Below are 20,808 nucleotides of genomic sequence, written 5' to 3'. Positions count from 1 at the left end.
ATGACTTCATTTCGCCCAAATCCAAAAGCAGGAAAAAAAGAAGCCAGATCAAAACCCATAAAAGGATCTTGATCTGGCTTCCTTCAACTTAAAATGTAGTATGATTACGCTCTTGAAACGTATGAGCCGTCTGATGTGTTAATAACGAGTTTGTCGCCTTCATTTACAAAGAACGGAACTTGTACGACAAGCCCTGTTTCAAGCGTTGCTGGTTTTGTACCGCCTGATGCTGTATCTCCTTTAACTCCTGGTTCCGTTTCCACGACCGTCAATTCCACTGTATTCGGAAGTTCCACACCGATTGTTTCTCCTTGATACATCATAATGAAAACTTCCATATTTTCTTTTAAGAATTTTAATTCGTACTCGATTTGGGAGCTGCTTAATTCGATTTGTTCGTATGTTTCATTATCCATGAAAACGTGTTGATCGCCGTTTGCATACAAGTATTGCATTTTTCGATTATCAATTTGTGCTCTTTCTACTTTTTCGCCGGCGCGAAACGTTTTTTCTTGAATGGCGCCTGTGCGCAAGTTGCGCAGCTTCGAACGAACGAATGCCGCTCCTTTACCCGGTTTCACGTGCTGGAAATCCAGTACGCGCCAAATTTCTCCATCAACTTCAATCGTCAAACCTGTTCGAAAATCATTTACTGAAATCATGTATGGCTTCCTCCTGTAATTTACAAAATAATCAATTCTTTTGTTGAATGCGTGATCGTTTCATTGCCGCTGCTTGTGATAATCGTATCGTCTTCAATGCGTACTCCGCCAAGGCCGGGAACATAGATCCCCGGTTCAACCGTTACAACCATTCCCGGCTGCAGCACAATATCCGAACGCATAGACAATAAAGGCTTTTCATGAACTTCCAATCCAATTCCATGACCAAGAGAATGGCCAAATCGATCGCCGAAACCTTTTTCTGCTATGTAGTTTCTTGCAATCGCGTCTGCTTCTTTCCCGGTCATTCCCGGTTTTATTTTTTCCACCGCCAACAATTGAGCCTCGAGAACAATTTGATAAATGTTTTTCAAATCGTCGGAAGGCTCTCCAACGGCAACCGTGCGAGTGATATCGGACACATATCCTTTGTAAAGGGCTCCATAGTCAAGAGTGACTAAGTCCCCTTTTTCGATGATTTTATCGCTGGCCACTCCGTGTGGCAAAGCGGATCTTTTTCCTGAAGCAACGATCGTATCAAACGAAGAAGAAGTTGCCCCGCACTTTCTCATAAAGAACTCGAGTTCATTGGCGACTTCAAGCTCAGTGATTCCCGGTTTGATAAAGTCCAAAATATGTTTAAACGCAGCATCGGCAATATCGGCAGCTTCCTTTAATATCTTAATCTCTGATTCGCTCTTAATCAAGCGCAAGTTTTCGATGATATCACCGACAGGAACTAGCTCGCCTTTAAAAGCTTTCTGATAGTCTTGATAATTGGAAAAGGTTAAGTGATCTTTTTCAAAGCCTAATTTTTGAATGCCTAGCTTTTCAGCCTGTTTCGCCACTTCTTCATGAATGGGAACGGCATGTTGGACAATTTCATATCCTTTTGCCTGATTCCCTGCTTGTTCCACGTAGCGAAAATCGGTAATAAATAAAGCTTTTTCCTCAGAAATAAGCGCTACTCCGCTCGTTCCGGTGAAATTTGTCATATAGCGTCGATTAAAGGGGCTTGTCACTAGCATCCCATCAATACCGGCTTGAGCAAATTGTTCACGAAGTCTTTTGATTTTTTCCATTAAGATTCTCTCCCCTGTATGTACTGAATAATGGCTTGAAGCGCCAACTCATAACCCAGTGCCCCCAATCCGACAATTTGACCAATGGCTTCGGGAGCGATGACAGAATGGTGTCGAAAGGATTCACGTCGATGTATGTTTGACAAATGAACTTCTATCACCGGGACTTGAACGGAAGCTATTGCATCTCTTAGCGCATAGCTGTAATGCGTAAAAGCCCCTGGATTGAAAATGACGCCTTCTATCCCTTCGTCTTCTGCTTGATGAATGCGGTCAATCAGGGCCCCTTCATAGTTAGATTGGAAACAAACCACCTCTGCTCCAAACTCTTTTCCTTTTTCCCGAACTCTTTTCTCGATGGAATCCAATGTTTCGGTTCCATAAATCGCCGGTTCTCGTTTTCCTAAACGATTTAAGTTCGGGCCGTTTAATAAAAGTATATGCACAGCGACCACCTTATTGAAAAAGATTTCTTTAAAACATTTTATCACAAATATCCCATATCTTTCATTAGCCTTCTCGGAAAGACCGTACTTTTCCGTTGGGGGAGAGCGTATAATAAACAGGAAGCTTTTAACTATGACCTATTATTGATTTTCTTGTTTTTGAAGCTTTTTATAATATTGACCATATACTTCTCCATATTGATAAGAAATGGAAAATCCGACAAATAAGCCATAAAGCGAATAGAGACAAAGACTTGTCACATAAGTATGAAAAGAAATGTGTTTCCAATGTTTTATGCCGGGAAAAATTGGGTTGAAAATAAATATGACAACCAAAAACAAGGCAATCCCATACCCTACTCCCATCCACATAGATTTTACTTTTTTGAAACAAAGATAGTAGATAAAGGCCGCAAGGATCGAAACGATTCCATAAGCGAACAATGTCATGAAAAAACCAATCCATGTTTCCCGCCATTTCCCTACAGTAAACGGTTCCAGCAAAACGTTCGGTTCAATCGTGGTAAAATGAAACCAGTAGGCAAAATAAGCCACAAAACTCCATAACAATCCTCCAAAAAAGCCTGTAACGGCCACATATGCAAACATTGACATCGTTTGCTGACTGTGTTCTGATTGATTCTTTCCGTTTTCATTTCCGTCCATGTTGCCCACCTCCATCTGACGGTTCTTGACGTGAACATATCGCTTCATCATAAAGATTCTCTCCTGACTTGCATCTGACATATTCCCTTTGATATTTTGTGAAAAATGACCAAAATGAATTCGCTAACCTATCTGTAAGTCGTTGGAAGGATTATTTATCATCGTGAAGTTCCTAAACACGCATGATTCAAGACCAAAGCTATTTCCTCCTTCACCACGAAGCCTCTTCTATTGAAGTCCTCTTTTAATATGCCCTATCTAAAAAAACTTTTTCGTCCTTTCGTGCAGACCTTTCCTTATTCAGAAAAGAAAGTTAAAATAGGGATAATAAAAGTTTACGATGAGCGAGGGATTCCATTGAAACAAACAAAGCCTTTATATGGAGGCCAAGCCGTAATCGAAGGAGTGATGTTTGGGGGTAGACACTTTACGGTCACCGCTGTCAGGAAAAAAGACGGTGAAATGGAGTTTTACCGCCTTTCTCGAGAACAAAAACCGATCTTTCAAAAAATCAAACACATCCCATTGCTGCGGGGGATTGCGGCCATCATCATCGCAACCACCACCGGCTCAAAACATCTTCAATTTTCTTCCGATCTGTATGAATCCAATTGGGAAAAAGACATGGATGATGAAGCTCCAAAAAAAGAAACAAAAAAATGGACGATGGCCTTAAATGCAGCGATCGTCGGTATTCTGTCTTTTCTGTTTGCCAAATTTGTCTTCACCCTTGTGCCCGTGTTTTTGGCAGAATTCACCCGTCCCATTTTTCCCGGAGATTTGACTCAAATTTTCATAGAAGGTATGTTTAAACTTCTACTGCTTCTAGCATATATTCATTTTATTTCGTTGACTCCCCTTGTAAAAAAAGTGTTGCAATATCACGGAGCAGAGCATAAAGTGATCAATGCCTTTGAAAATGGTCTCGATTTAACCGTTGAAAATGTTCAATCTCAGTCGCGCTTGCATTATCGCTGCGGCAGCAGTTTTCTTCTTTTTACCGTCATTGTCGGAATATTTGTATATATGTTTGTTCCGGTTCACCCTCTTTGGCTGAGAGTAGTAAACCGGATTGCTCTGATACCTGTTGTGCTGAGTCTGTCTTTTGAAATGCTACAGATCACCAACAAACTGCGAACAGTGCCGATATTAAAATATTTAGGCTATTCTGGCTTATGGCTTCAATTGCTGACGACAAAAGAACCGAGTGATGATCAAGTAGAAGTGGCCATCGCTTCCTTTAACGAACTACTCCGTTTGGAAATGATGGAAGAAAAAAGATTAAAAGAACAGAAAATTGTCTAAACTATTAATAGATCATCCATCGACAATGAATTTCATGCCTGGCAGGGAGGTGGGTTTCTTGAAGATTCGCACTTTCGTTTTCTTTTTAATCACGGGTCTTGCCGCCATCGGGTTATTGTCTTTCTTTGCAGGCTCTCCTAATGCACTGGGAAAGCGAATCCTGTTTTTAATCTTTGTTGCAAGTATTCTGTATATTGTCTACAGAATGGGAATCAAAAAGCCGGTACGCAAAGACCAGCAAGCATTTTTAAGAGCAGCTAAAAAATCCAAGAAAAGAATCAGGAAACGTCAATCATCCCGACTTTCTACCCAAAAAAGAAAACCGATTAGCAGAAGAAACGACGTCCATCTGACCGTCATCGAAGGAAAAAAAGGGAAAAAGAAAAAACGAGCTTAACCCTTGGCTCGCTTCCATTAACCATAGCTCCAGTTTTTTAAAAACCGCCGAGTTTGTTCGCGTCCTAATTCCACAAGGACGCGTTTTTCATTATCATTTAATTCAAACTCCGTCAAACTAATTCCATTCGTTTTAATAAATACAATATTTTTCTCCAGTTTACGGGATATATAACGGGCATCGTGAGCATCTTTCATCGTTTTAAAAAGGGCGCTAAACAACTCAATGGCATTATGAATGTTTTTTTCCTGAATATCGGAATCTCGCGGAACCAGCTTAATGCCGATCACCGGACGTTTTCTACCCTCCTGGCCGAAAATCCACATGGGAAAGTTGCTCAAAATGCCACCATCCGCGATCAACGCTGTTCCCTTAGCTGTTTTAAGCTTTGCCGGCTGAAAAAAATAAGGGAGCGAACAGCTCATGCGAATCGCTCGAGCGACGGAAAAATTCTCAGGCGAAATGCCGTAGGGCTGAAGATCATCCGGCAAAACGATTAACTGGCCGTTTGTCAAATCGGAAGCGACGACTCTCAGTGTCTCGGGAGGTAAATCAGCAAATGTCCGAACACCTTTTTGCGCCAATTTTTCGCTTAACCATGCTTCTAATGAATCTCCTTTATAAATTCCTAATTTCCAATAGACTTTTAGCCAATTTAAAAATGCCGGAAAGTATCGTGGAGAATCGTCCAACAAATCCTTCAAGTCCACTTCATCTATTAATTGGTAAATTTCGCTGCTTCTATAACCGGCCGCTATAAAACCGGCAATGATCGAACCGGCGCTTGTACCCGCAAGCCTGATAAATTGATATCCTTTCTCTTCCAGTTCTTGATAAGCGCCAATTAACGCAAAACCTCTTATTCCCCCTCCGGAAAAAACCCCATCGATTTTCATACGGCCCCTCCTTCGATGCAAACTTTCTTTTATATGTTTAAGAATGAGGCACGACAATTAGAACTTCCGGATACAAAAAACGAGGCTGACTCTAAATGCGAATCAGCCTCTTAGAAAGAGATTTCTCTGAAAAACAGCAGAAATTTTATTTTATAGTCCACATTTTAATTGTGCACCGCAGTTTGTACAAGTATTGCAGCCGCCGATTTCTTCAATCGTCCCTTTGCGGCAGATAGGGCATGTATCGCCGACTTCGTTGCCTATTTTCACAGATGTTGAACGAACATCTTGAATCGTATCTAGTATGACGACATGTTGTTCCGATTTTTCCGCATCATTCACAATCGGCTCTTCCTCTGGATGGTTTTCTTCTGCTTTTAACGTTAATACTTGTGAATCACGGCTTCCGTCAACATAAACGGTTCCGCCTTTTGCCCCGCCTTTATAGAGACGCTCGTACACTTTCTGCACTTGTTCAACCGTATAACCGCGAGGAGCGTTGACCGTTTTGGAAATCGAGCTGTCTACCCAGCGTTGAATCACACATTGTACATCGGCATGAGCTTCCGGAGATAGATCCATCGCCGTTACAAACCAGTGCGGCAGATGATCCGGATCAGCTTCTGGATGTTGATCCAAATATTCTTGTACGATATCCGCTTTTACCTCGATAAATTTTCCTAACCGGCCGCTGCGGTAGTAAGTAAAGGAGAAATACGGTTCCAATCCCGTGGATACGCCCACCATCGTTCCTGTGGATCCAGTCGGCGCCACCGTTAATAAATGAGAATTGCGAATTCCGTATTTCAAAATATCTTGACGGATATCTTCCGGCATTTTTTTCATATAACCGGATTGAATAAAGGACTCGCGAAGCTTATTCGTTTCTTCTTCCGTTTCTCCGACCAAATATGGGAAGCTTCCTTTTTCTTTCGCCAATTCAATCGATGTTCTGTAAGCCGTCGTTGCAATCGTTTCAAATACCCGGTCAACCAGCTTGTTGCCTTCTTCCGAACCGTACTCTTTCTCGCAGTAGATCAGCAAATCCGCCAGGCCCATCACGCCTAAACCGATACGACGTTCGCCGAGGGCTTGTTTTCGGTTCTCTTCCAGGAAGTAAGGAGTGGCATCGATGACATTGTCTTGCATGCGAACGCCCACTTCCACCGTCTGTTTTAATTTTTCAAAATCAACCGTCTTGTTTTCTTTATCCACCATTTCGGCAAGGTTGACTGCTGCCAAGTTGCACACAGAATACGGAGCCAGCGGCTGTTCACCACACGGATTGGTTGCCACTATTTTTTGTCCGTAGCTTACCGCGTTCGTCATTTCATTAGCATTGTCAATAAAGAAAATGCCCGGCTCTGCAGAGTATGTAGCACAAATGTTGATTAAGTTCCATAATTCACGTGCACGAATTTTACGGTATGTTTTCACTTTGTGGCCCATTTTCTCCCATTCGCGCACATCTCCGACTTTGTGCCATTCGTTATTGTAAATTTCCATTTCTTTTTCATCGTAAGATTCCACAGCCGGAAAACGGAGTTCATATTCTTCATCTTTTTCGACTGCTTCCATAAATTCCTTCGTTAAGCAGACCGAAATATTCGCTCCCGTCAAAAAGTCCGGATTATGGACAGAATATACTCCACCAGTACGAAGCTTTTCTTCGGCTTCTTGAATAATTTTTTCGCCAAAACCGCCTTGTCCCGGAATGTTTTTATAATTGAGAATCCCTTGATACATCGCTTTTTCCAGTTCAGTAAGCGGTGTGAATTTCAGTTTGTCGCTCGCAGCCTTTTTAATTTGTTCGTCGTTTGAATTTTCAATTAAGAAACGCAAAATACGCGGATTTTGCATTTTGGATATAATAAATTCCACAATATCAGGATGCCAGTCTGCCAGCATAATCATTTGAGCTCCACGTCTTGAACCGCCTTGTTCCACCAGGTGGGTTAATTTAGCAATATCATCCAGCCAAGAAACGGATCCTGATGATTTTCCATTTACCCCTCTTGCCAATGCATGACGAGGACGAAGCGTTGATCCGTTCGTTCCGACCCCACCGCCTCGCGACATAATTTCCATTACTTGTTTGCGATGTTCGGAGATGCCTTCACGGGAGTCCTTTACAAACGGCATCACATAGCAGTTGAAATAAGTAACATCCTTTCCGGATCCCGCTCCGTACAGCACACGTCCAGCCGGAACAAAATTCAAACTGACGAGCTCGCGATAAAATTTTTCAAACCATTCTTTTCTTTTTTCTTCCGTTTTTTCAACGGAGGCTAGGCCTGTTGCGTTTCTCTTTGCGATTTGTTCATAATAGACTTCCAGAGGTTTTTCAATGACGTTGAGCGGCCGACGAACGATACCTGTTTCCAATTCTTTCGGATCGTCAATGGCACTTCGGTATTCCTCTTCAATCCATACATCTGCCTTTTTGACTTCCCAATCAATCCCGACGATATACCCTAATCCGCGGGCCGGAAATTTTGGATCCTCTTTCACCGTTAAAACGACAAAATCCCCTTCTGCCAAAGTAATTTTCTCTGTATCTTTAAACGAATATCGATCGATCATCACCAGCCGGGATACACCTTTAAAGGTGATTTTCATGTCATCCGTAATGGGATGAACTTGAGGGAAAAGCTGTATATCCTTGTTTAACCGTTCCTTGTTAATCGTCATGTTTTTATTCAACGCAACAGACATATCGACAACTCCTTTTCTAGCTTTAAACGTTTCTTCATTTGGACAAACCCAAGCCATATATTATACTCACAAAAACGAACCGCACAATATATTGTGCCATTATCCCTTTCACTATTACTATATATTGATTTATATTCGCTTTTTTGTCAAGCGAAAAAAAAAGATGGTTTCATTGGGAGAATAGAGATATTTAGGGGAAAACGACCATAATTGCCGAAAAATGATCATTTCTGAAACTTGCAGAATGGAAGGCAACATGTATCACCACTGCCCTCCAGCAAAAAGAAGGCACGGCAACGAAAAAAGAGAAAAAGCGGATGCGGTCTCCGCTTTCTCCCCAGTAGCTAACGTCTGAAATTCCATTCATCCGATTCGTATTTTTCTTTGGCTAATTTTTCCACAAACGCCTTTTCCTGTTCGGACAGCTCGTATGGTTCCAATTGGATATTTAAGCCATCTTCAAATCCTTTTTTAAAAGCTTCCTTTGCCATTTCAATGGTAACAGGATTTGCACTGATTTCATTAATGGCCACCGCTTTGTTTTTGAACGATTTCATCATCCGTTCTTTTACTCTTTCACTCGGATAGCGAAACAAACTGAAAAGTTTCTCTTCGTCCAAATCAAGCAAAATGGAACCGTGCTGCAGAATGACTCCTTTTTGCCTTGTTTGAGCACTTCCTGCCACTTTCCGTCCTTCCACTACTAGTTCATACCAACTTGGGGCATCAAAACAAACAGAAGAACGCGGATCCTTTAATTTGTTTTTTTCTTCTTCCGTATGGGGGATGGCAAAATAAGCGTCTAAACCAAGGTATTGGAACCCTTTAAGGATTCCTTCGGAAATCACCCTGTAAGCTTCCGTTACGGTTTTCGGCATGCGCGGATGCTCTTCCGTTACAATGACACTGTATGTAAGTTCATGTTCATGCAAAACGCCTCTTCCGCCTGTGGGGCGACGTACAAATCCTAAGCCGTGTTTTTTAACAGCTTCCAGATCGATTTCTTTTTCCGCTTTTTGGAAATAACCGATCGATAATGTCGGTGGATTCCAGCCGTAAAAGCGGATCACAGGAGGAATGTCTCCTTTGCTGTGCCAATCCAAAAGAGCTTCATCAAGGGCCATATTGAAAGAAGGCGAACATTTACCGGAATCAATAAATTTCCACACTTCTTTTTTTTCCATTCCATTCACCCTCTTTAACTTGAAAATTTCCTTCTCTAGTCTATCAAACGATCCGGGAAAACACAAAGAAAGAATTCTGTATAAATTAAAATAAAGGTTTTCTCCCGTTCCACGGCGAATAAATACAAAGAGAAAATAGGGGAACGGAGAGAAAATATGATGCCAAATCACAAAGACGAGATCGAAAAGTTGTCCACTGCCATGAAAGAAGCAAAAAGTAAACGAGCATATGAACGCTACCAAGCGATTTATCTTCATTTGCAGGGATATACCAAAGGAGAAATCGCAACGATTATTGGTCGATCCAAGAAAACTATTTATAACTATATTCATGCCTACGCCCAGCGCGGTCTTGATGGACTGGAGATGAAATACTCACCTGGCGCCCCACGTCGATTGACCCCTGAGCAGGAAAAAGAGCTGGCTTTGATCATTGAACATCAGCTCCCCGTAGATGTGGGATTCGAAGCAAAATATAATTGGACGCTTGCGATAATCGCTGAACTCATTCAACAAAAGTGGGGGCCAACATACACGCTTCGCGGAACAAGTGACATTCTGCATCGGTTAGGGCTAAGCTATACGAAACCGACCTATACACTAGCCAATGCCGATGAAGAGAAACAAAAAGAATTCGTCGAAATCACCTTCCCTGAAGTAAAAAAAAACTGGTAGATGGGAACATCGCCCATGTCCTCTTTCAAGATGAGTCGATGATTCGTGATTACCAAGCGATTCAAAAAACATGGTTTGTCAAAGGAAAACAACGAATCATTCCGACGTTTGGAAAACATCAAGGGCTGAAGCTGATTGGCACGTTGAACTACGAAACAGGGGAAGTGTTTTGCATCGAAGAAGAATGCTATGACGCGGAAACATTTCTTCGATTTCTTCAACTTGTGTTAGAACGCTATCCCACAGGCAAAATAGTGATGATTTTAGATAACGCTCGAATTCACCATGCCAAACTCATTCAGCCATTTTTAAAAGAACACGAAGATCGGTTAGAGCTCGTCTTTTTGCCACCATACAGTCCGCAATTGAACTTGATTGAAGGGCTATGGAAATGGCTGAAATCAGACGTGATTTACAACGTGTTCTATTCGAGTGTGCAAGAAATTAGAAAGAATGTCCAAGCCTTTATTCAGCGAATCAACCAGAAACCAGAACAAACGATCGATCGTTTGTGTGTTCAGTTGTAAATCTTTAATTCAACTTATATGCATAAAAAATCATAGAAAAGATTTTGATTAAAAGAACAGTGATGACTATAATAAATATTAGTGCATCTTAAGGGAAAGGAGCTATAAACTTGCTGTATACGCTAGCCACGATTATCGTAGTTGTTCTTATTTATTTTCTCTTCGTGTATTTTACACAAAAAAGAGTTGTCAAAACATTAAAAGAAGATGAATTTAAAGCCGGCTACAGAAAAGCGCAACTGATCGACGTCAGGGAACCGAATGAATTTGAAGCCGGTCACATCCTGGGAGCCCGCAACATTCCTCTCACACAAATCAAAATGAGAATGAAGGAAATCCGTCCGGACAAACCGGTGTATCTTTATTGTCAAAGCGGTTTAAGAAGCGGACGAGCTGCACAATATTTATACCGGCACGGTTACCGTCAGCTTTATCAGTTAGAAGGCGGCTTCAAAAAATGGACGGGGAAAATCAAAACCGGAAAATAACGAAATTTCGTCATTTTAAACGAACATCATGAAATGACTGGACGGGAAAAGGGAGTTCGCAGCAAATAGGCCGAATATTCCTTTTTCTTGAACCAGTCTCTTTTTTTCTGCAAACGATCGGACTTATTTATGTTCAACCATTTGGTCGTTTTCCATGGTTTCGTTCTTTTTTCTGTCCATTCGTCGCTTGTAGGCCGTCTTCCTGATTTCCATCCTTCCTTGATAAGGAAGGATGGAAATGCGAAAACTCCATCAACCGTTATGATCGTTTAAATCGCAAAATCGGCTTTCGGGCAGCGGCCGTTTCATCCAAGCGGCGGATCACAGTGGTATGAGGAGCTTCTTGGACGATTTCCGGCTGTTCTTCCGCTTCTTTCGCAATTTGAATCATCGCTTCAATAAAAGAGTCCAGCGTTTCCTTCGATTCCGTTTCCGTCGGTTCGATCATCAGACATTCTTCCACATTGAGCGGAAAATAAATGGTCGGGGGATGAAAGCCAAAATCCAGCAGCCGTTTCGCAATGTCCAATGTCCGAACGCCCAATTTTTTCTGGCGTTTTCCGCTTAGCACAAATTCATGTTTACAATGCCGGTCATATGGCAGTTCGTAATATGGAGCCAGCTTTCTCATCATATAGTTGGCATTAATGACGGCATTTTCGCTGACCGCTTTTAAACCGTCCGGCCCCATGGAACGAATATACGTATAAGCGCGAACAAGAATACCGAAATTGCCGTAATACGGTTTCACTCTGCCGATAGAATGTGGGCGGTCCTCATCCCAAACAAAGATCCCATCTTTTTTTGTTAATACGGGCTTCGGCAAATAAGGGATTAATTCCTTTTTCACACCGACAGGTCCAGAACCGGGGCCGCCTCCCCCATGCGGTCCTGTGAAAGTTTTGTGAAGATTCAAATGGACTACATCAAAGCCCATATCACCCGGACGCGCCTTTGAAAGAACGGCATTTAAATTAGCGCCGTCATAATAAAGCTTTCCTCCGACTTGATGGATGATTTCAGCGATTTCAAGAATATTCTCCTCAAAGAGCCCTAACGTATTCGGATTCGTCAGCATTAAGGCCGCTGTATCTTCCCCCGCTACTCTCCGTAGATCTTCCAAATCGACAAGACCTTGTTCGTTCGATTTTACCGTAATGGTATCAAATCCGGCAATGGTCGCCGATGCGGGATTGGTACCGTGAGCGGAATCAGGGATGATCACTTTCGTCCGTTTGTCATCGCCTCGCGCTTCGTGATAGGCGCGAATCATCATAAGACCTGTCCATTCGCCGTGTGCTCCGGCAGCCGGCTGCAAAGTCACTTCATCCATTCCTGTTATTTCTTTTAAATGTTCCTGGAGATCGTACATCAACTCCAGTGAACCTTGAACGGTTTCTTCGTCCTGCAGCGGATGAATATGACGAAAGCCTTCCAAACGGGCGACATCTTCATTTATTTTGGGATTATATTTCATCGTACAGGAACCGAGCGGATAAAACCCGGAATCAACACCGTGGTTCCGTTTGGAAAGAGCCGTGTAGTGACGCATAATTTCCAACTCAGATACTTCCGGCAAATCCGGCTCTTCCTGTCTTATATATTGCGTTGGAAGAATATCCGCCACGTCAACCTTAGGGACATCCAGCTCCGGCAAACTGTATCCGATGCGGCCAGACTTGGAAATTTCAAAAATAAGAGGCTGATCCGTTTTGTTCATCATAATCCCCCCAATTCTTTGACCAATAAATCAATTTCTTCTTTTGTGCGAAGTTCCGTTACCGCAATCAGCATATGATTTTGAAGCATTGGATCCATTTTTCCTAAATCGTACCCGCCGATTATCTTTTTTTGAAAAAGCCGCTTATTTACGTCCTTCACCGGTTTATTTAAACGAATGACAAATTCATTGAAAGAGGGTCCGTCAAAAGCGACGATGGCGCCATTTTTCTGAAGCTGTTTTTTCGCATAATAAGCTTTTTGCACGTTTTGTTCCGCCATTTCTCTTAATCCTTTTTTGCCAAGAGCCGTCATCGCTACGCTAGCTGCTAAAGCGTTTAAAGCTTGGTTGGAACAAATATTGGATGTCGCTTTATCGCGGCGGATATGCTGTTCCCGTGCTTGGAGAGTTAATACAAATCCTCTTTTGCCATCTTCATCTACCGTTTGCCCCACTAACCTTCCGGGGATTTTTCGCATCAATTTTTCTGTGACGGCAAAATAGCCGCAATGCGGTCCCCCAAATGCTGCAGGAATTCCGAAGGGCTGGCAGTCGCCGACCACAATGTCTGCTCCGAATTTTCCAGGTGGTTCTAAAACCCCAAGAGCAAGCGGATTGGCGGAAACAACAAACATCGCCTTTTCGGAATGAGCGATATCCGCCAGTTCAGCGAGCGGTTCGACTCTGCCCAAAAAATTCGGATACTGAACAATGACCGCCGCAGTATTCGAATCGATTTGATTGGCTAACTCTAGTACGTCCGTCGTACCTTGAGTCGCCGCGATTTCCACCACTTCAAGCCGGCGTCCTTTCGCATACGTTTTCAGAACTTCTTTTGATTCCGAATGAACGGCGGAAGAAATCAGTACTTTATTGCGTCTCGTTTGGGCAGCGGAAAGCAGCGCCGCCTCAGCAAGAGCCGTCGCCCCGTCATACATCGAAGAGTTGGCTACATCCATTCCTGTTAATTCACAGATCATTGTTTGAAATTCGAATATGGCCTGCAATTCCCCTTGAGAAATTTCCGGCTGATAAGGTGTATAGGCGGTATAAAATTCAGAGCGTGAAAGAACATGATCGACAATCGCGGGAATGTAATGATCGTACACACCCGCTCCTAAGAAGGATATATACTCTTTTGTGTTCGCATTTCTACGGGAAAGCTGGGTCAATTCCTTTTTCAACGTCGATTCCGGTGACGCTTTTTTTATATTGTACTCTCCTTGGAATCGCACTTTTTCCGGTATATCACGAAAAAGTTCCTCCACCGACTCCACACCAATGGCTTTCAGCATTTCTTGTTGATCCGTTTCTGTCATAGGCAAATAACGATGCTTCATTCCATTCTCCTCCCCCTTCTCTATTTCGAACGCTTATAAAAAGGTGTCTCAACTACCTTGGCCGCCAGCTTTTGTTGGCGAATTTCCACTTGAACCTCGCTGCCAAGATAGGCAAATTCACTCTTTAGAAGAGCAAGCCCGATATTTTTCTTTAATGTCGGCGATTGCGTGCCGGATGTGATATATCCTATTGGCTGATCATCCGAAAAAACAGGATATCCATTTCGAGGGATTCCTCTATCGATCATTTCCAAACCGACTATTTTTCGTTGTGTCCCTCTTTCTTTTTGAATGTTTAACGCTTCTTTTCCGATAAACTCGTCTTTATGGAGTTTTACAACAAACCCGATGCCGGCCTCAATCGGAGTGATATCAGCCGACAGCTCCTGACCATACAACGGCAAGCAAGCTTCAAATCGGAGCGTATCTCTTGCGCCTAATCCACAAGGAAGCACCTTTTCTTCTTTTCCTGCCTCTAAAAGATGATTCCAAATATCAGGGGAATCGCTGGCGCGGCAATAAATTTCAAACCCGTCTTCTCCCGTATATCCTGTCCGGGAAACCAGCGCCTTTGAACCTTGGATATCCACATTCGTTTGAAACGTAAAAGCTTTTAGCTTAGAAAGATCGATATCCACTAATTTTTGTAAAACTTTTTCCGCCAACGGTCCTTGAATCGCCAGCTGTCCCCAATGCTCCGATTCATTTTCGACCATTACGTCTCCTTCCAGATGGCCCTTCAGCCATTGAAAATCACTTTCCGTATTGGCAGCATTGACAACCAGCAAATATTCTTTTTCATCCAGCTTGTAAATCAGAAGATCATCTACTGTCCCGCCGTTCTCGTAACACATGGCTGTATACATGGCCCTGCCTGATTTTAAACGGGAAACATCGTTCGTTACCATTTTTTGAAGAAACTTTTCGCTGTCATCCCCTTTTACGACAATTTCCCCCATATGGGATACATCGAATAATCCGGCTCTTTCCCTTACCGCACTATGTTCTTCCTTTATACTTGTAAACTGCACAGGCATCTCCCATCCGCCAAAATCAATCGTTTTAGCCCCATATTCTTTGTACAAGTGGAAAAGGGCCGTCCTTTTTAAACGTTCCATATCTCTCCCCCTATTTCATAGATAGTAACAGAAAAAGACAGAGAACTCCCGTTTAGTTGAGTTCTCTGTCCTTAAACCTGAAAGTTTCCAAAAATGTTGTCTTCTTTGGTGGCTCCAAATGGAACACTCTCCAGAGGTGCGTCCAACAGGAGTTCTTTTGCCTGAGAGATTCGCACTTTTGCTTGCTCCTTCGGCGCTGCATAAAGCAGTCTCTCCCCCTGTTTTCATTCGCCGATATTTAATTGAAATTTGGGCATACTAGGAAAATCAAAACAGAAATGATCCCTAGCACACTTGTCGGACTAGTTTTGGAATAAAAAACTTTCAAAACTTTCTTTGGTTTTATCCTACCATTAAGGAGGCCATTCCAGCAATCTTTTTTTGAAAGGAGATGACTTATATGGAATTAAAAATTCTATTTGATGAACGATGGTCGCAAGAATTCGCATCCAAACTCGAACAGGACGGTCCATGGGGACATTGGGATTTATTTCAATTAGCCGTTGAAATGGAAAAAGATATGATTATTCCTGATTTTACAGGCTTGGTCGCTCCTAAATTTTTGCCTCATCTTACCCCTCTTCCTCATCAACTTGAGGCAGCGCAACAAGTAATTGAAGAAATGAACGGAAAAGCTATATTGGCAGATGAAGTGGGTCTGGGGAAAACGATTGAGGCCGGTCTGGTTTTAAAAGAGTATATGATTCGAGGTCTCGCCAAAAAAGTGCTTATTCTCGTTCCCGCTTCACTCGTATCGCAGTGGACACATGAATTGAACACCAAATTTCTGATTCCGGCCGTTGCTCAAAAAAAAAGTTATGTATGGGAACAGTGCGATGTCGTTGTGACCTCCATTGATACGGCCAAACGCGATCCGCATCGATCGATCATTTACGAACAAAACTATGATTTCGTCATTATCGATGAAGCCCATAAACTTAAAAATCCCAAGACCAAAAACTATGAATTTGTACAAAACTTAAAGAAAAAATTTTGCCTGCTGCTAACGGCAACCCCCGTTCAAAATCGAATCGATGAACTCTTTCATCTCGTATCTTTGTTGAAACCGGGACATTTAGGGAATGAAAGCGTCTTTTTCGAGCGCTTTAAAAAAGATAAACGTTCTGTACAGAACAGCGTGCATTTACGAGAATTGGTGAAAAAGGTCATGATCCGAAACAGAAGAAAAGATACAGGGATAGAATGGACAAAACGTAAGGTGCAAACGATCTTGATTGAGTTTTCTGATTCAGAAAGAAAGCTGTACGATCAGCTGTCCACCATAAAAGAAGAATACGACCACTTTGTGCAAAGCGCCATTTCCATATTGACGCTTCAAAGAGAAGCTTGCAGCAGCAGAGAAGCGGTCTTTTTCACAATCAAAAACATGCTGGAGAAAAATGAAGGCCTCTCTCCTTATTTCGCAGAAAAAATGAATGAGCTGCTTCAAGCTGTCAACGAAGTCCAATCGAATGCCAAAGCAGAGAAAGCACTTGAACTCATACAAAACATCAATGACAAAGTCATTATTTTTACGGAATACAGAGCCACTCAAATGTATCTTCAATGGTTTTTAAAACAGCACGGTATCACCTCTGTTCCTTTCCGGGGCGGGTTTAAAAGGGGCAAAAAAGATTGGATGAAAGAATTATTTCAAAACCACGCTCAAGTATTGATCGCCACGGAAGCAGGCGGGGAAGGAATCAACTTGCAATTTTGCCATCACATTATAAATTTTGATTTGCCATGGAATCCGATGCGTTTGGAACAGCGGATCGGCCGGGTTCATCGGCTGGGACAGACCAAAGATGTCCATATTTATAATTTTGCCATTAAAGGAACGGTCGAAGAGCATATTTTAAAATTGCTATACGAAAAAATTCGTTTGTTTGAACAAGTTGTCGGTGAGTTAGATGAAATTTTGACTCATTTTGAAGCGGGAAATCTAGAAGAATTATTCGCTGACATCTTCCTCCATTCCAAATCCGAAGGGGAAATGAAAATAAAAATGGACAATTTATCATCTATGATTCAATGGGCCCAAACGATGGGAAAAGAGGAGTGGAAGCATGGAAAACAAGCAAATTCATCAATATCTTGAACGTTTTTTCACAGCAAATAAATGCCCGATATTAGAAAACAAAAAAGGATTCCTCCATGTTCAATTAACGAAAGAAATGGATAAAGAATTAATGAATCGGCCTTTTTATTGGCATTATATTGAAAAAACCGGCGGTGCCCCTAATCCAATGAAATTGGCGCTTATTACGGATCAAAACGAAGCGCCGAATGAAAAGGGAGAAATCATTCATTACGGTTCCCCCCGACTGCATCAAATTTTTCAATGTACGAAAAAATTAGCTGGATTTATTCGCTTATATGAACAATCTGAAGAGAAACCAAACGGCCATATTCCCCTTCATCCATGGGTTTGCTTAAATGTAAAAATTTCTTATCAGGCAGACCGAAAAAAGGAGATCTTTGGATCGTACGGAATCAATTTAATTTATGGCCAAATACAAGAACATTTTTTCGACTATGTCAAAACATTGTCCATGACACCGAAAATCCCGGATTTCTCATTCACCCTAACCCCTATGATCAGTCCTGTGAGCGGAATCCATCGGATTAGAAGATTTATTGAGCAAAAAATATCGACAGAGAGCCATGAATGGGCTGCTCGAGCTATTGAGAGATGGGAAGAGGATTTAGCGCTGCTCGATCATTTTTATGAAGAAACAGAAGAAAAACCGGATGCTTATCAGATTGAAAAAGAAGCGCTTCGCGAACAATACGAACCGCGCATTAACATTGATATCATTAACGGAGGAATATTTTATTTAAGGCAGCGCTGACAGGTTGTTTCTTGTAAAGAAAAACAATCAAGCCGGTCCCCTTACCGGAAACCAGCTTTCATTTTTCTATTTCCTTTTTAATATAGAAAGGAGTTCGTATGGAATCTGCCCAAACCATCGGTATAGAAACGGAGGGCGATATTGCTTTTTGGTTCGGCGCCGTTCAGTTCTTTTTGATGGAGGCTGGTTCAAGTAAGCAACGAAAGTTTTGACGATATCTTTCACCAAATCATTCGCCGTCATTCAAAACACCTGCCTTTTCCCTTTTGGCTTCATTTTGCCCAATACATCAACCATTTAAACGACGGATAATTTCATCGACCGTTTCTTCCACCGTTTTATCGGTGGTATCAATCGTTATCGTCGCGCTCTCCAGATAGAGAGGCAGGCGTTTTTTGTACAATGACTCCACTTCATCTTTTTTTCGATGATAAACTAGAGGACGTGTATGATCTCCTTCCAGCCTTTCCCACAAAGAAGAAAAATCGCATTGAAGAAAAATGACATCACCGGTTTTTTTCATCCATTCCCGGTTTTCATTCGTTAAAATAATGCCGCCCCCTGTCGTTATAATGCCGCTTTTCTCTGTTATTTCTTTGAGCAGAGCGGTTTCCATTTTTCGAAACTCTTGTTCTCCGTATAATTCAAATATTTGGGATATACTTTTACCGTATTTTCTTTCTATCATTTGGTCCGTATCGTAAACGGGCTTGTTAAGGCGAGCACCTAATGCTTGGCCGATGGTTGTTTTCCCTGCTCCCATAAACCCGATGAGAAATACCGGTTTCATCTTTATCTTCCCCTTTAATTCAACGCTTTCTCTATTTTTCCGTTATTTTTATTATATAGGAAGCTGGATGTAAAACTAGCCCCATTTCCTTTGATCGTGGTCAATTGCAAAATCACATATTGCGGATCCTCGTACGGCTTAGTCGTATATTCGACTTTCCCTGCAGAATATGGATACGTCTTTGGACCGCTCTCGATATCCGGGGCGTTGGCTAAAATTTTCTTTAAAGCAAGTGTTTCCATCACCTTTGTCTCATAATAATTGCCCAATTCCTTCGATGTTTGATAGCGGGACAAATAAATACCGGTGTCCCATACAACGGCTGCCTGTAAGATGATGAAAAACACAAGCACATACGGATAAACAGCTCCTTTTTCATTCATCATTCTCCTCCCCTTTTTTTACAGCGAGCGCCGATAGCGGGAAAAATCGCGCCTCTCTCCTCTCGCCATCCGTAAATTGAACGTCGAGTCTCAGACACCCTTCTTTCCAATAAAAACGAGCATTATCCACATTTTGAAGCATCACTTCATGTCCCGTTTGATTCACTCTTCTTCGCAAAACCGTTTGATATTTTTCAATCAATACCGTCCCTTCGGCGTTTGAAAAGGTCAGTCGCGATTCATCTGGTTTCCATTGAGAAGAGGATTGCAATTCTCGACGCAATTGAATAAGGAAAAGATCCCATTCTTCTTTATTTCCTTGTTGAATCGTTCGGTCAAACTCATACAAAGATTGATAAAAAAAAGGAAACAGCGAGGCAACCCCTAAAAAGACAGTAAAAGCAAGTAATGTTTCAATCATGGTAAAACCGTTACTGTTCTTCCAGACACCTTTTCGTTTCGCTCGTTTGTACACAAGCAAATTGTTTACTTTTTTCGTTTTCTCCCCAATAGAGCTGATAATCGGTATTCCCCTCCTTTCTTTGGGCATTCCCGTTCTTTTGGACGAAATGTTCCTGCAACTCTTCGTACAAAAGCCGCATCCCTGTCCCTTCTTTCGAACCATTTTCCAGCTTGATTGCCATGTGAAACATCAGTGGAAACAACCATTGTGCCAATAATACGACGATGGTTAAAGACAATAAACTTTCTAACAAAGTAAAACCTTTTTCATTCTTCGATACCATGCTTTCTCCTTTTTCAATCCCATATCTTTATTTTGAATGTTTATATCGACTCTTCCTTTACATTGATTCTTCCTTTTCCTATATAGAAGGTGAACTGAATGATTTGATGGTCAAATTTAATCGCAATGGTGCCAAACTGATTTGTATTTCCGGTGGGAAGAAACGTAATACTGTCCATCCCGCCCCTTAAAAACTCAAATCCTTCCGGAACTTTTCGGGTAAACAATATTTCTTGCGAAGAGAGAGACGCAACGTATTTTTCCGAGGAATAAAAACGTAAAAATACAGATTTTTGGTGAGACAATGCGTACATCTGCGCTCTTTCCATATCCGCTCGCAGCTGAGTGATAAACATTTGTTTGTCTAAGTGTTTCTGCATCTTTGGATACGGAATCACTGTGATCAACAGCATAGCGGAAATCATCATCAAAACGAGCAAGGCTTCCAACAACGTATATCCGCGCGAATTCCACTTCAAACCTAACTTCCTCTCTTTACAATCACTTCGCCATTAGAACCGATGTCTATCTTATCTCCATTCGGACAAGAAGTTTCTCCTTGCCGTAAATAGCCTCCGCTTACTAAATCATCCACGGATGATGGCAATGTTTGATGATCCATCCGATACGATTGAACTTGTCCTTCAACCATGTGCTGAAACGCCTCACAGCCTTTGTTATGAATGCTGCTGCTTTGCTTGACCACATTTGGAATCGTGATAAACAGCAAGATCGAAATGATCAGCAAAACGATCATCATCTCGATCAGTGTAAAGCCATCTTGTTTTTTGAACATTGTTTCTCCTCCTTGTCT

Annotated in this window: 23 protein-coding genes and 2 riboswitches; of the genes, 6 read left to right on the top strand and 17 right to left on the bottom strand. The window is 42.0% G+C overall.

Features of this window, described 5'->3' with window-relative positions; translation table 11 throughout:
- Positions 1 to 104: 104 nt before the first annotated feature.
- The 4 genes from efp to N1I86_RS14000 all read right to left on the bottom strand — a co-directional run bounded on the left by efp (position 105) and on the right by N1I86_RS14000 (position 2,907).
- A complete protein-coding gene (gene efp, locus N1I86_RS14015; protein WP_003355307.1) occupies positions 105 to 662 on the bottom strand; it encodes an elongation factor P in 558 nt (185 codons plus the stop codon).
- 20 nt (positions 663 to 682) lie between these two features.
- Entirely contained in the window at positions 683 to 1,744 is a 1,062-nt protein-coding gene (locus N1I86_RS14010; RefSeq protein ID WP_327803935.1) for a M24 family metallopeptidase, read from the bottom strand.
- Positions 1,744 to 2,190 carry a type II 3-dehydroquinate dehydratase gene (aroQ, locus tag N1I86_RS14005; RefSeq protein WP_003355309.1) on the bottom strand — a complete coding sequence of 149 codons (447 nt, stop codon included), beginning with the start codon at positions 2,188 to 2,190 and terminating at the stop codon, positions 1,744 to 1,746. The genes N1I86_RS14010 and aroQ overlap by 1 nt, the downstream gene beginning before the upstream one ends.
- Positions 2,191 to 2,331: 141 nt before the next feature.
- Positions 2,332 to 2,907, bottom strand: coding sequence for a YqhR family membrane protein (locus tag N1I86_RS14000; protein WP_003355310.1), 576 nt, complete (start codon positions 2,905 to 2,907; stop codon positions 2,332 to 2,334).
- A 357-nt stretch (positions 2,908 to 3,264) separates the two neighbouring features.
- Between N1I86_RS14000 and N1I86_RS13995 the strand changes: the two genes are divergently transcribed.
- Positions 3,265 to 4,161: a DUF1385 domain-containing protein gene (locus N1I86_RS13995; RefSeq protein ID WP_341097367.1), complete on the top strand. Its 897-nt coding sequence runs from the start codon at positions 3,265 to 3,267 to the stop codon at positions 4,159 to 4,161.
- 58 nt (positions 4,162 to 4,219) lie between these two features.
- Entirely contained in the window at positions 4,220 to 4,558 is a 339-nt protein-coding gene (locus tag N1I86_RS13990; protein WP_003355312.1) for an SA1362 family protein, read from the top strand.
- A 17-nt stretch (positions 4,559 to 4,575) separates the two neighbouring features.
- On the opposite strand, the gene N1I86_RS13985 is transcribed toward N1I86_RS13990, so the two are convergent.
- The 3 genes from N1I86_RS13985 to N1I86_RS13975 form a co-directional block, all read right to left on the bottom strand.
- On the bottom strand, positions 4,576 to 5,454 hold the full coding sequence (locus N1I86_RS13985) for a patatin-like phospholipase family protein (RefSeq protein WP_003355314.1): 879 nt from the start codon (positions 5,452 to 5,454) through the stop codon (positions 4,576 to 4,578).
- 150 nt (positions 5,455 to 5,604) lie between these two features.
- Positions 5,605 to 8,169, bottom strand: coding sequence for a vitamin B12-dependent ribonucleotide reductase (locus N1I86_RS13980; RefSeq protein ID WP_003355315.1), 2,565 nt, complete (start codon positions 8,167 to 8,169; stop codon positions 5,605 to 5,607).
- A 344-nt stretch (positions 8,170 to 8,513) separates the two neighbouring features.
- A complete protein-coding gene (locus N1I86_RS13975) occupies positions 8,514 to 9,353 on the bottom strand; it encodes a lipoate--protein ligase family protein (RefSeq protein WP_341096805.1) in 840 nt (279 codons plus the stop codon).
- Between the two features lie 156 nt (positions 9,354 to 9,509).
- Between N1I86_RS13975 and N1I86_RS13970 the strand changes: the two genes are divergently transcribed.
- Together N1I86_RS13970 and N1I86_RS13965 are read left to right on the top strand one after the other, a co-directional pair.
- Positions 9,510 to 10,555, top strand: a protein-coding gene (locus tag N1I86_RS13970) for an IS630-like element ISBs2 family transposase (RefSeq protein WP_076611651.1) whose coding sequence is annotated in 2 segments (ribosomal slippage) — positions 9,510 to 10,013 and positions 10,016 to 10,555 — 1,044 coding nt in all. Because the reading frame shifts where the segments join, the coding sequence is not laid out codon by codon here.
- 104 nt (positions 10,556 to 10,659) lie between these two features.
- Positions 10,660 to 11,043: a rhodanese-like domain-containing protein gene (locus N1I86_RS13965; protein ID WP_390895380.1), complete on the top strand. Its 384-nt coding sequence runs from the start codon at positions 10,660 to 10,662 to the stop codon at positions 11,041 to 11,043.
- 259 nt (positions 11,044 to 11,302) lie between these two features.
- On the opposite strand, the gene gcvPB is transcribed toward N1I86_RS13965, so the two are convergent.
- Genes gcvPB through gcvT form a run of 3 tightly spaced genes read right to left on the bottom strand, consistent with a single transcriptional unit; the run spans position 11,303 to position 15,221 of the window.
- Positions 11,303 to 12,763 (bottom strand): aminomethyl-transferring glycine dehydrogenase subunit GcvPB, encoded by a 1,461-nt coding sequence (gene gcvPB / locus N1I86_RS13960; RefSeq protein ID WP_003355318.1) that lies wholly within the window; start codon positions 12,761 to 12,763, stop codon positions 11,303 to 11,305.
- Positions 12,763 to 14,103: an aminomethyl-transferring glycine dehydrogenase subunit GcvPA gene (gene gcvPA, locus N1I86_RS13955; RefSeq protein WP_003355319.1), complete on the bottom strand. Its 1,341-nt coding sequence runs from the start codon at positions 14,101 to 14,103 to the stop codon at positions 12,763 to 12,765. Before gcvPA ends, gcvPB begins: the two co-directional genes overlap by 1 nt.
- A gap of 20 nt (positions 14,104 to 14,123) precedes the next feature.
- On the bottom strand, positions 14,124 to 15,221 hold the full coding sequence (gene gcvT / locus N1I86_RS13950; RefSeq protein ID WP_003355320.1) for a glycine cleavage system aminomethyltransferase GcvT: 1,098 nt from the start codon (positions 15,219 to 15,221) through the stop codon (positions 14,124 to 14,126).
- Between the two features lie 63 nt (positions 15,222 to 15,284).
- Positions 15,285 to 15,357: riboswitch (glycine riboswitch) on the bottom strand.
- A 3-nt stretch (positions 15,358 to 15,360) separates the two neighbouring features.
- A riboswitch (glycine riboswitch) is annotated at positions 15,361 to 15,449 on the bottom strand.
- Between the two features lie 172 nt (positions 15,450 to 15,621).
- Here gcvT and N1I86_RS13945 point away from each other — a divergent pair.
- A complete protein-coding gene (locus N1I86_RS13945; RefSeq protein ID WP_341096801.1) occupies positions 15,622 to 17,322 on the top strand; it encodes a DEAD/DEAH box helicase in 1,701 nt (566 codons plus the stop codon).
- The gene (locus N1I86_RS13940) at positions 17,291 to 18,076 is read left to right on the top strand and encodes a YqhG family protein (RefSeq protein ID WP_341096798.1); all 786 of its coding nucleotides are present in this window, start codon (positions 17,291 to 17,293) and stop codon (positions 18,074 to 18,076) included. Before N1I86_RS13945 ends, N1I86_RS13940 begins: the two co-directional genes overlap by 32 nt.
- A gap of 66 nt (positions 18,077 to 18,142) precedes the next feature.
- On the opposite strand, the gene N1I86_RS16790 is transcribed toward N1I86_RS13940, so the two are convergent.
- Genes N1I86_RS16790 through comGC form a run of 7 tightly spaced genes read right to left on the bottom strand, consistent with a single transcriptional unit; the run spans position 18,143 to position 20,790 of the window.
- Positions 18,143 to 18,319, bottom strand: coding sequence for a YqzE family protein (locus tag N1I86_RS16790; RefSeq protein ID WP_082142312.1), 177 nt, complete (start codon positions 18,317 to 18,319; stop codon positions 18,143 to 18,145).
- Positions 18,320 to 18,365: 46 nt separating this feature from the next.
- The gene (locus N1I86_RS13935) at positions 18,366 to 18,866 is read right to left on the bottom strand and encodes a shikimate kinase (RefSeq protein ID WP_341096796.1); all 501 of its coding nucleotides are present in this window, start codon (positions 18,864 to 18,866) and stop codon (positions 18,366 to 18,368) included.
- A 14-nt stretch (positions 18,867 to 18,880) separates the two neighbouring features.
- Complete coding sequence (gene comGG / locus N1I86_RS13930; RefSeq protein WP_341096794.1) at positions 18,881 to 19,249, bottom strand: competence type IV pilus minor pilin ComGG; 369 nt, start codon at positions 19,247 to 19,249, stop codon at positions 18,881 to 18,883.
- Positions 19,242 to 19,670 carry a competence type IV pilus minor pilin ComGF gene (comGF, locus tag N1I86_RS13925; RefSeq protein WP_341096793.1) on the bottom strand — a complete coding sequence of 143 codons (429 nt, stop codon included), beginning with the start codon at positions 19,668 to 19,670 and terminating at the stop codon, positions 19,242 to 19,244. The genes comGG and comGF overlap by 8 nt, the downstream gene beginning before the upstream one ends.
- A gap of 10 nt (positions 19,671 to 19,680) precedes the next feature.
- Positions 19,681 to 19,995, bottom strand: a complete 315-nt coding sequence (locus N1I86_RS13920; protein WP_003355328.1) for a prepilin-type N-terminal cleavage/methylation domain-containing protein — start codon at positions 19,993 to 19,995, stop codon at positions 19,681 to 19,683.
- 40 nt (positions 19,996 to 20,035) lie between these two features.
- Positions 20,036 to 20,473, bottom strand: coding sequence for a competence type IV pilus minor pilin ComGD (gene comGD / locus N1I86_RS13915; protein WP_341096791.1), 438 nt, complete (start codon positions 20,471 to 20,473; stop codon positions 20,036 to 20,038).
- 2 nt (positions 20,474 to 20,475) lie between these two features.
- Positions 20,476 to 20,790: a competence type IV pilus major pilin ComGC gene (comGC, locus tag N1I86_RS13910; protein WP_003355330.1), complete on the bottom strand. Its 315-nt coding sequence runs from the start codon at positions 20,788 to 20,790 to the stop codon at positions 20,476 to 20,478.
- Positions 20,791 to 20,808 lie beyond the last annotated feature (18 nt).

The organism is Bacillus sp. FSL W8-0116 (assembly GCF_038003825.1).
GTDB classification, from domain to species: Bacteria; Bacillota; Bacilli; order Bacillales; family DSM-4216; genus Bacillus_O; species Bacillus_O smithii.
The sequence above is the reverse complement of the archived record's forward strand: the minus strand, read 5'-3'. Positions and strand labels throughout refer to the sequence as shown.